Origin of the sequence: Sphingobium sp. MP9-4 (assembly GCF_005281675.1) — a bacterium.
In the GTDB taxonomy this organism is placed as follows: domain Bacteria; phylum Pseudomonadota; class Alphaproteobacteria; order Sphingomonadales; family Sphingomonadaceae; genus Sphingobium; species Sphingobium yanoikuyae.
Genome location: NZ_LUFI01000089.1, coordinates 1 through 10,527, shown reverse-complemented (window position 1 = coordinate 10,527; position 10,527 = coordinate 1). Strand labels below are relative to the sequence as shown.

At 66.0% G+C, this 10,527-nt stretch carries 7 protein-coding genes, 1 tRNA gene and 1 pseudogene; 3 read left to right on the top strand and 6 right to left on the bottom strand.

Annotation, left to right across the window (positions count from 1 at the left end; genetic code table 11):
* From A0U87_RS24010 to A0U87_RS24000, 3 genes are all read right to left on the bottom strand, one after another.
* A partial coding sequence (locus A0U87_RS24010; protein ID WP_137406079.1) for a DUF4198 domain-containing protein occupies nucleotides 1–821 on the bottom strand: 821 nt, incomplete at its 3' end.
* A 15-nt stretch (nucleotides 822–836) separates the two neighbouring features.
* Nucleotides 837–1,370 carry a DUF2271 domain-containing protein gene (locus A0U87_RS24005; protein WP_048938354.1) on the bottom strand — a complete coding sequence of 178 codons (534 nt, stop codon included), beginning with the start codon at nucleotides 1,368–1,370 and terminating at the stop codon, nucleotides 837–839.
* A 17-nt stretch (nucleotides 1,371–1,387) separates the two neighbouring features.
* Nucleotides 1,388–2,032, bottom strand: a complete 645-nt coding sequence (locus A0U87_RS24000; protein ID WP_048938353.1) for a PepSY-associated TM helix domain-containing protein — start codon at nucleotides 2,030–2,032, stop codon at nucleotides 1,388–1,390.
* 309 nt (nucleotides 2,033–2,341) lie between these two features.
* On the opposite strand from A0U87_RS24000, the gene A0U87_RS23995 reads away from it, so the two are divergent.
* Entirely contained in the window at nucleotides 2,342–3,463 is a 1,122-nt protein-coding gene (locus A0U87_RS23995; RefSeq protein WP_048938352.1) for a VacJ family lipoprotein, read from the top strand.
* 106 nt (nucleotides 3,464–3,569) lie between these two features.
* Here A0U87_RS23995 and A0U87_RS23990 read toward each other — a convergent pair whose 3' ends face one another.
* Nucleotides 3,570–8,231 carry an NAD-glutamate dehydrogenase domain-containing protein gene (locus tag A0U87_RS23990; protein ID WP_048938351.1) on the bottom strand — a complete coding sequence of 1,554 codons (4,662 nt, stop codon included), beginning with the start codon at nucleotides 8,229–8,231 and terminating at the stop codon, nucleotides 3,570–3,572.
* Nucleotides 8,232–8,563: 332 nt separating this feature from the next.
* Nucleotides 8,564–9,838 (bottom strand): hypothetical protein, encoded by a 1,275-nt coding sequence (locus tag A0U87_RS23985; protein ID WP_048938350.1) that lies wholly within the window; start codon nucleotides 9,836–9,838, stop codon nucleotides 8,564–8,566.
* Nucleotides 9,839–10,042: 204 nt separating this feature from the next.
* Between A0U87_RS23985 and A0U87_RS23980 the strand changes: the two genes are divergently transcribed.
* Nucleotides 10,043–10,118 (top strand) — tRNA-Thr (locus tag A0U87_RS23980).
* Between the two features lie 90 nt (nucleotides 10,119–10,208).
* Nucleotides 10,209–10,460, top strand: coding sequence for an Arm DNA-binding domain-containing protein (locus A0U87_RS27140; protein WP_337442145.1), 252 nt, complete (start codon nucleotides 10,209–10,211; stop codon nucleotides 10,458–10,460).
* Here A0U87_RS27140 and A0U87_RS23970 read toward each other — a convergent pair.
* Nucleotides 10,429–10,527: pseudogene (locus A0U87_RS23970) on the bottom strand (IS5/IS1182 family transposase); the annotation flags it as partial. The gene A0U87_RS27140 and the pseudogene A0U87_RS23970 sit on opposite strands and share 32 nt — an antisense overlap.

Below are 10,527 nucleotides of genomic sequence, written 5' to 3'. Positions count from 1 at the left end.
GGCGGCGCGGGCGGTGCGCCCTGCGGCTTGCCGCCCTGCGCGCCCGGACCACCAGGACCGCCGGGGCCACCTTCGCGGCCGCCACCGGTGCTGGCGTTCAGCCAGTACATGCCGGGGGCGCCCCATTTGACGGCCAGCTTGCCATCCTTGTCGGTGACGAGGTCCATCTGGCCCAGCGCATCGCGATAGCGGATGCCGCCGGGAATGACGGTGACCTTGAGGTCGGCGGCGGGCTTGCCGTCGAGCAGGAACTGGAAGGTCGCGGTCTCGCCCGACACCAGGTCATTGGGATGGGTCACCGGGACCAGTTCGATGCCGGTGCCGGTCGGCTTGAAGATGGTGGTGGTCGGCGCGCCCAGCGTCACGAAGATCTCGTTGCGGTTGCTCGCCTCGGCGGTCTGGACATTGGTGGCGCCGGCGGGGATCGCCTGCGCCAGATTGGCCTTGGTGGTGCCGCGCGGCAGGCGCTCCTGCTTGCCGTTCAGGGTGTAGCTGCCCATCACCATGGTCGAGACATTGGCGATGCGATAGGTACCGGGCTTGGTCAGATGCACGTCGAAGGTCGAACGATATTTGCCGGTGGCGGCATTTTCGATCTTGCCGGTGGTACCATCCGGCTCGGTCACGGCGATGCCGTCGGTGCGCATCGGGAAATGTTCGAAATAGAAGAGGTCGTTGGAGACCGCCGCGTCGACCGTCACCCAACTGTCGGTGCCCGACAGGGTGGTGGAGGAGGGCAGCATCCACTGGCGGTGGGCCTGGGCCGCGCCAGAGAGCATCAGGGCGGCAAGCGCGCCCGCGATCAGATATTTGGCTTTCATGGTCTTTGTCCCCTGTTACTTGCCGAAGCTGACGCTGACGGCGCCGAGTTCGCTGCTGCCCTGCGCCTTGGCGGCGACGCCGGGCTTGGCCGGCCAGGTGAAGGGCAGGCGGAGCAGTTCGCGGCCGCCGACTTCACGGGCGGCTTCCACCACCAGCGTATATTTGCCCGGACCCAGGGCGCCGAGCGGCCCCTTGCCGGCGGTGAAGGCGATCTTCTGGTCGCCCGGCGCGCGGGTCGCGCCCGATACGCCATCGGCCGGGAAGCTCATCGTGCGGCCCGACACGCGCCACCACTGGCGGATGTCGCGCAGCCATTTGGTGCCTTCGCCCTTGGCCTTGTCGACATCATACCAGACCGCGAGCGTGCGGGGGGCGGCGCCCTCCTTCTCCAGCCAGATGGCGACATAGGGGCGATGATATTCGGCGACCGACAGGCGCGGGATATTGACCGTGACGGTCATGGTCTGCGCGGCTGCCGGCGCGGCCAGTGCGCCGGTGACGCCGAGTGCGGCGCCGCCGGACAGGATGAGCTTGGGACTGATCTGCATGGAAAGATGGACCCCCGTTAGTGGATGAAGAGGATGGCGAGCAGCGCCGGCAGCGCAAGCCCGATCGCGACCAGCGGCCAGGTGCTGGGCCGCTTGGCGGCGTGCAACTGGAGCAGCAGCAGGCCGGTCAGCGCGAACAGGAAGCAGGCGACGGCGAAGATATCGATGAACCATTTCCACACGGTGCCGGCATTGCGGCCCTTGTGCAGGTCGTTGAGATAGCTGACCCAGCCGCGGCTGGTCGCTTCGCTGGTGACCTTGCCGTCATGCCGGTCGATCGACACCCAGCCATCGCCGCCCGGACGCGGCAGGGCGAGATAGACTTCGTCCGCCGACCATTCCGCCTCGCCCGCGCCGCTCTGGTCGATTTCCTTTTCGACCCATTGGGCGATCGGGGCGGGCAGGGGCTTCTTGGCATCGGGCGCGTCATCGGCCGCGACCAGCTTCAACAGCGGCGCGGGCAGGGTGGCGCTCTTCTCGACGGTCCGGGGCGACCCTTCGACATCGGCGGCGTGGTTGAGGGTGATGCCGGTGAAGGCGAAGAGCAGCAGGCCGATCAGGCTGATCGCCGAACTCACCCAATGCCAGGTATGCAGCTGCTTCAGCCAGAATGCCTTGGCGCTCTTCTTTTTCTTGGGCTGGGCGCGGGCGGGAGCGTGCATCGAGAGAACGGCGAGTCCTGTGGGAAATGAGGTGGCCCGAATAACGCGAACGACTCGCAATTGCAAACCGCTCGCAACAGGAAAAATGTATCAAAATGTAAGCGTTCGGGAACCAAAGCGCCGCACGGGCGTCTCCGCCTGCCGTCTCCTGCTTGACCACCATACTTGACGGGTGCGGCACGCCCCCCTAGCGAAATCAGCTTGGACAGCGATGTCGCGGGGATGCGATGTCTGTTTATCGGCCCTTATCCAGGCCGTTGCTGGCCGTTGGGCCCGTCGTCCAGACGGGGCCGTGACAAGGGACGATTTATGCTGCTTTCGGTTGCCGCCACTGGAATGATGCTGATGGCGGGACAGGGGGAGGTCGTGGACAGCGGCACTCCGGTGGTGCCGGCTGCGGCCGTGGCACCTGCGCCGGCGGAAACGCCCCAGACTGGTCCTGCCGATCCGCTCCAGCCCGCACCGGCGCCGGCACAGGCGCCGTCACCCGACAGTCCCTATCCGCCGCCGGTCGTGCTGCCGACGCTGAGCCCGATTGCGGAGCAGCCCAAGGAAGAGGTTCCGGTCGATCCCAATGCGATCGTCGTGACCGGCGATACCGGGCTGCGCAAGCGCGATCCCTTCGCCGCGATCAACGAACAGTCTTTCGAAGCGGTCCAGGCGGTCGACAAGGCGCTGATCGAGCCGGTGGCCAAGGCCTATAACAAGGGTCTGCCGCGTCCGGTGCGCAAGGGGCTGCGCAACTTCTTCTCGAACCTGGGCGAGCCGGTCGTGTTCGCGGCCTATATGCTGCAGTTTAAGCCGGGCAAGGCGTTCGAGACGGCCGGTCGCTTCGCGATCAACACGACGCTGGGCTTTGTCGGCCTGTTCGACGTTGCCAAGCGCAAGCCGTTCAGCCTACCCTATCGCCCCAATGGCCTCGCGAACACGCTGGGCTTCTATGGCGTGGGGACGGGGCCGTACATGTATCTGCCGCTGGTCGGCCCGACGACGCTGCGCGACATCATCGGCGACACGGTCGACAAGATGATCCTGCCCTTCGCGGTGGGCAAGCCCTTCACCCAGCCCACGGTCGTCATCCCGATGGCGGTGCTGGACCAGCTGGGCGAGCGCGCGGCGTTCGACGAGCGCATCCAGGCGATCCGTTCCGACGACAATCCCTATGGCAGCTATCGCGACCTCTATCTCAACCAGCGCAAGGCGGAGATCGAGGCGCTGCACGGTCGCTACACGCCGGGCGTGACGCCGGTCTATGGTCCGGGGCTGCGCGTGCCGGGCAAGGACAAGCCGGCAGCCGATGCGCCGGAGGCTGCGGCCCCGGTTGCTGCGGAGTCGGCACCGGCGCCTGCTGCTGCGCCGGCACCCGAACCGGCCCCCGCACCGGCGCCCAAGCCGTTGATGGTGCAGCCGCTGCCCGCCGACCCGCGCTGATCGCATCAAAGGCACGGAAAAGAAAAAGGCGCCCGATCACTGGATCGGGCGCCTTTTTTCATGGGCGACTGAAACCCCTTCCCGGTGAAGGGAAGGGGCGATGGCCTCAGCGGCCGAGCAGGCCGCGGGCCTGGCCGGCGATTTCCGCGAGCATCGCGACATTGGGCGATGCCGCTGCCTTGGCGCGCTGCACCAGGGCGCGGAACTGCTGGATGCGCGCACCGCGCTCGATCAGCCATTTCTCGACATGGTCGGACACATCCTTGCCCTTGCCCTGGGCCAGGAAGTCGAGCCGCACCTGCTGCATGTCGCGCGCGACGCCGGAGATGAGCAGGCGCTCCCACGGATCGGTCGGTTCCATGCGGGCGGCGGCCGACTGGACCCAGTCGATGCCGACAGCCTCGCCCAGATGGGTGAAGGCGCGGGTCAGCGCGATCTCGTCCATCTTCAGGCGACCGGCGAGCGCGGCGATGCCGACCGCGCCGTCCAGCTTGAACAGGCCGGCGGTGCGCACGGCCAGCATGTCCGGCGCGCCGAGCGAGAGCAGGCGATCGGTGACGGCCGTGACGCGACGCAGGGCTTCGCTGGTGAGCAGGTCATCGACCTGGTTGGCGAGCGTTTCGACGCCCTTGGCCAGGATCGCATGTCCGGCGTCCGGCAGGGTGCCGGCCGGCACGCTGCGCAGGATATCGGCGATCTGCGCGCGCATGCCGCTGGCGATGTCGCCGAACAGGGCCAGGCGGGCGGCTTCCGACATGTCGGCCGCGTCGATATCCGCCCACAGGGTGCGGATGTCGTAGAGGCGTTCCGCAATCAGGAAGGCGCTGGCGAGATCGGCGAGCGAGCAGCCCTCTTCCTCGGCCAGTTCAAACGGATGGATGATGCCGAGGCGGTTGACGATGCGGTTCGCAACCTTGGTGGCGATGATCTCCTTCTTGAGCGCATGGGCCGCGATCGCATCGGCTTCCTTCTCCTGCATGGCGGCAGGGAAGGCGGCGGCCAGTTCCGCGCCCATGCTGGGATCGGTGGCAAGGTCGCCATGTTCGATCGCGTCCTGCAGCGCCAGCTTGGCGGTGGAGAGCAGCACGGCGAGTTCGGGGCGGGTGAGGCCCTGGCCATCCTGACCACGCCGCAGCAACTGGTCATTGGCGGCCAGCCCCTCGACCTGGCGGTCGAGACGGCCGGTTTCCTCGAACGTCTCGATCAGCCGGACATAGGAGGCAAGGTCCGCCGCGCCGCCGCTTTCGGCGATCGACAGGCCGAGCGCCTGAAGCCGGTTATCCTCCAGCACGATCGCGCCGACCGCATCGGTCATGCTTTCGAGCAGGGCATTGCGCTTGTCGAAGGGCAGGCGGCCTTCCGCCATTTCCTTGTTCAGCGCGATCTTGATGTTGACCTCATTATCCGAGCAGTCGACGCCGGCACTATTGTCGATGAAGTCGGTGTTGATCCGCCCGCCATGGAGCGAGAAGGCGATGCGCCCGGCCTGCGTGGTGCCAAGGTTCGCGCCTTCGCCCACCACCTTGACGCGCAGCTGTTCGGCATTGACGCGCAGCCGGTCATTGGCCGGGTCGCCGACATCGCCATGGCTCTGCGCGGCGGCCTTCACATAGGTGCCGATGCCGCCGAACCACAGCAGGTCGTTGGGGCTCTTGAGGATGGCGGAGATGAGCGCGGTCGGCTCCATCTCGCTCTCGGTCACGCCCAGGATTTCCTGAACCTGCGGGGTGAGCGGGATCTTCTTGAGGCTGCGGGCGAACACGCCGCCGCCCTCGGAGATCAGGCCCTTGTCATAATCCTCCCAGCTGGAGCGGGGCAGGGCGAACATGCGGTTGCGCTCTTCCCAGCTCTTGGCCGGATCGGGATTGGGGTCGAGGAAGATATGGCGATGGTCGAAGGCGGCGACCAGCTTGATCGCCTTGCTGAGCAGCATGCCGTTGCCGAACACGTCGCCCGACATGTCGCCACAGCCCACGACCTTGACCGGTTCGCTCTGCACATCGACGCCCATTTCGGCGAAGTGACGCTGGACGCTGATCCAGGCGCCCTTGGCGGTGATGCCCATCGCCTTGTGGTCATAGCCGTTGGAGCCGCCGCTGGCGAAGGCGTCGCCCAGCCAGAAGTCCCGCTCCAGCGCGATCGCATTGGCGACGTCGCTGAAGGTCGCGGTGCCCTTGTCGGCGGCGACCACGAAATAGGGATCGTCGCCATCGCGCACCACCACCTGGGCGGGGTGCTTCACCTTGTTCTTCACGATATTGTCGGTGATCGACAGCAAGGTGCGGATGAAGATGCGATAGCTTTCCGTGCCTTCGGCGAACCAGGCATCACGGTCGACCTGCGGATTGGGCAGTTGCTTGGGGTAGAAGCCGCCCTTCGCGCCGGTCGGCACGATGACAGCGTTCTTGACACGTTGCGCCTTCATCAGGCCCAGGATTTCGGTGCGGAAATCGTCGCGGCGGTCGGACCAGCGCAGGCCGCCACGGGCGACCGGGCCGGCGCGCAGATGGATGCCCTCGACGCGCGGGCTGTAGACCCAGATTTCCCGCCAGGGCAGCGGCGCCGGCAGGCCGGGGACGAGGGCGCTGTCGATCTTGAACGCCAGCGCCTCGGCCGCAGCCGGGGCATAGAAGTTGGTGCGCAGCGTCGCGGTGATGACGGCGCGGATCAGGCGCAGCACGCGATCCTCGTCGATCGAGCTGACCTGTTCCAGGCCCGCGTCGATCTCCGCCTGGATGGCGGTCGCCTTGTCGCTGCCGTCCTGCGCGGCGGGATCGTGCAGCGCTTCGAACAGGGCGACAAGATTGCGGGCGACGCCCTGTTCACGACGCAGCGTGTCGGCGAAGGTCGCCATGCCAAAGGCGGTGCCGGTCTGGCGCAGATAGCGGAACAGCGCGCGGAACAGCACCACCGCGCGCGGCGCGAAGCCGGCGGTGACGATCAGTTCGTTGAACCTGTCATTTTCGGCGACGCCTTCGATCACCTGGGCGATCGCCTCGGTCACCACTTCGGCGCGGTCGACCACTGCCTGGGCATCGCCGCCGGCCGGCAGTTCCAGCACGAAACGCTGGACATGGCCGAGTGTGCCGCCGTCGATCGCCGTGGTCATCTCGTCGATCACGCGGAAACCGAAATTCTCGAAGGCGGGGACGACTTCGGACAGGGCGATGGCGTCATGGCTGTAGAGCTTGAGGCGCAGCCGTTCGGCGCTGTCTTCCGGATTGCGATAGATGCGGATCGACTTGTCGCCCGGACCCGACAGGCCGTGGATCAGGCGGATATCGACCGCCGCCTCGACCGGGCCGGCGCCGTTGCGATAGGCCATCGGGAAGCCGGGGGCGAAGCGCTGGGCCAGCGCCGCGGCGCGGCCGGCTTCCTCGCTTTCGGCCAGCGCTTCCTCGACGGCGGGCAGCCAGCCGCGCACCATCTGCTTGAGCTGGCGATCGAGCGCGGCATCATCGGGCACCACGCCGCCGTCGCGCAGGTCGAGGGTGATGCGCAGCAGCGCCAGGCCGCCTTCCTCCAGCGCGATCGACCAGCTCAATACCGGGCCATTCGCTGCCTTGGCCAGCATGTCCTGGATCGCGACGCGGCGCGCAGTCGACAGTTCGTCGCGCGGCAGCCAGACAAAGGCATAGAGGTGACGGGCGAGCGCGCTGGTGGCCAGCACCAGCTTGGGGCGCGGCCGGTCGGTCAGCGACATGAAGGTCAGCGCCAGATGCTCCAGCGTGTCGCGCTCGAAGCCGATCAATATGTCATGCGGCAGGGTGGTGAGCGCATGAGCCAGCGTCTTGCCGGCATGGCCGGCCGGATCGAAGCCATATTTGTCCATCAGCGCCGACAGGGCCGAGCGCAGCAGCGGCACCTTTTCCGGCGAGGCGGCGAGCGCCGCGCTGGTCCACATGCCGGCGTGGATCGACAGGCCGGTGACGCTCTTGCCCTCGCGCACCGGCAGGATGATGAGATCCAGCAGCACGCCACGGTGAACGCGCGAGAGGATGTTGGACTTGATGATGAGCGGGCTGCGCTTGCCTTCCTCGAACCAGGTGAAGGCGGCCTCGCGCGAGGCCGGCGCGATCATCGGCTTGTCGCGCAGCGCGCAGATGCCAAGCCGCTCTTCCGAGGTGCCGACCCGGCTGCACAGTTCATGGCCGATCTGGGTGAAATGCCCCGCGAGGAACCAGCGCAGCAGCGCGGCGCCTTCATCGTCGGTGACGGCATTGGCGTCGGCCGACATGGCTTCCTGCATGCGCGGCCAGTCGCGCACGGCGACGCGGACGTCGGCCAGCGTGTCTTCCAGCGCCTTTTCGAGCGCGCGGCGGGCCTTTGCGTCGGCACGGTCGGCCTCGATATAGATCATCGATTCCCGCAGCGCGCCCGGCGCATCATCGTCCAGGATCGCGGACAGGGTGCCATCAGCGCCGCGCGATATCGACAGGACGGGGTGCAGCAGCCGGTGGATGCTGATGTCGGCCGCCGCGAGCGTGGTGGCGATCGAATCGACCAGGAAGGGCATGTCGTCGTTGATCAGCGCGATCCGCATGAAGCGGCCGGTGGCGCCTTCGCCCAGCGTCTCGATCGCGATACCGGGCTGGCCGGCCTTGCGCGCATTGGCGGTGCGGCCAAGGAACGCGGCGGCGGCAGCGATCGCCGCCTGATCAAATCCCTCGCTCTCGCCGGGCAGGGCGCCCTTTGCCAGGACGCCTTCCAGCGCCGCGCGAACAGTTGAATCGACTTCCTTGATATTGGGATCAGCCAGCGCCGTCATTCGCCTACCTCTTAGCCGCGGGGAAATGTCCCGCCGTTGCCGAAACGGAGGAGGCGCTGGAACACCGCCAGACGACTCCTTGTCCTAGGGGCATCTATATGCCCCTCTCACCGGATCGTCTCAAGTATTGGTCGAAATAAAATTTCGCGCGCGTGAAATATTATGATGCAGCGCAGCATGGTCGGGCCGCCCGTTACTGGCGGATATCGATGTCCGGAAGGCATGGCCCGAAGAGTGGGCATGTCCCTATGCACTTGGAAAGCCGCGATGTCACCCCAAGATGGCGCGTTTGCGGCACGGCTGGGAGTGAGGGCCGGCGCCGAGGCAAGATCTCAGTCGGCGGCGGCCAGGATCACGCGCTGGCCGAGGTCCGACCCTTCCGGCAGCGCGCCGACGATCGCCAGCGTGCCATCGGCCTCGCGCCGGGCGACGACGACGGCCAGACCATCATTGTCGGTGGCGACGGCCAGCGGATCGAGCGCGGTGGCGCATTTCATCGTGTCGCGGGCGGTCTGGCGCTTGTCGGGGCGGGCGGGCATGTCCGCCCGGCGGGCGGCACGCTCGTCGCGGACCAGGGCCTTGAGGCCACCATCATAACCGGCCAGATAGGCGGCGAAGCTGCCGACCGACAGGCGGGCGGTCGCGGCATGATCGAGCGCGGTTGCATATTCGGTGATGCGCGTCTTGTCATAGGTGGCGCCGAAGACCAGCTTGATGACGGCGGTCATCGGGCTGCGCGCCTGCGCCTTGATGCCATAATCTTCCAGCAGTTCGGCATATTCCTCGGCCGAACGGCGGGTCACCAGCGCGAAATCATAGGCAAGGCCGATCGCGCGATAGAGGGCGGCGTGGCTGCGCGCCTCGCTGGTGCGGGCCTTTTCCGCGCCTTCGCGGGCGAGCGCCAGCCAGTCGGCAAGCGGCGCATCCTCGGTCGGCATCTCCATGCCGGCCAGGTCCAGCACGTCGTCATCCTCGTCCGCGCCCGGACCATCGGCCCAGATCGGCGCATCGCTGCGCGCCGGGGGATTGTGCAGCAAATTGGTGTCGACCTCGCGCTCGATCGCGACCGACAAAGCGTGGCTGGCCATTTCCTTCCAGTTGATCACGCCGAACACGAAGTCGATCGAATCGCCCTGCGCGGAAAAGGGCATCAGGATGCCGCGATAGAGAATCTCGCGGCCGCGCTGGTTGATGAACTCCGCCTCGAATCCGATCGGCGCGGCGTTGGCGATGATCTGGAGATAATGATCGGTCAGGCGCGACAGCAGCGAACGTGGCGGGACATCGCCGATATGGCCGATCGGCCCCTCGATCTCGCATTCCTCGCGCAGTGCCGTGCCGAGATAGACGATTGCGGGATTCTCGATGCCGGCGGTGAAATCGAGCAGCACGCTATAGGGACCGAAATCGTCCAATCGATCGGGCGAAAGATCCTCGATCAGGGGCAGGGCGCGATCACCCAGCAGCGACGCCCAATAATTATAGGCGCGCACCTGCATGCGCCGTTCCTCATATCCCACGGCGAGCGGACGGTCGATCGCGGCATCACCGGGATATTCGAAATCGTCCTGGTCGTTGGCGACGTCATGCCCCCGCAGAATGTCCATCCGGTCGGTCCTTGGAACAGAGAATAAGCGACTTTGCGCAAGGCTGTGCCATGGGGATGGTAAACATGCCGTAAATTCGCGCGCAAAAGCGGATGGATGGCGCGCAATATCGGTCGATTGTGCGACGAGGACGGGGCAGGGGGCAAGAAAGTGCATTTGGGCGCTTGTCCAATCGCCCGACCGCTGTTATCTGCCCGCGCCAGTGCCGCTTTAGCTCAGTTGGTAGAGCATCGCATTCGTAATGCGAGGGTCACGTGTTCGAGTCACGTAAGCGGCACCAGGCCTTCTTCCCATAACGTCCAAAAACGTTGATTTTCTGCGGGTTCCGAGAGATTCTATCTTTCTCGGTGGTCTCGCTTTGTTCCAAGAAATGCCCCCAGATTTCGTTAAATTGGGGGCAGAGTTGGGGGCACTGCGGTGGGAAAAAGAGGAATGCCCCCAAATGGCTCTCAAAGCCGCAGAAATCCGTGCTTTTCCGGCACTCGTCTCAGCTTATCGCAAAACAGACGAAAAAGGACTCTATCTTGAGATTCGCCCCAATGGCGCGAAGCGATGGTTTTTCAAATATCGTGTACTAGCGCGTAGACTCATTACGCACTGCACCAGATGCGCACGCAGATGAGCTTGATGGCTGCGAGGAAGTTGGCAGGGTCTTTGTCATAGCGGGTGGCGATGCCCCGGAACTGCTT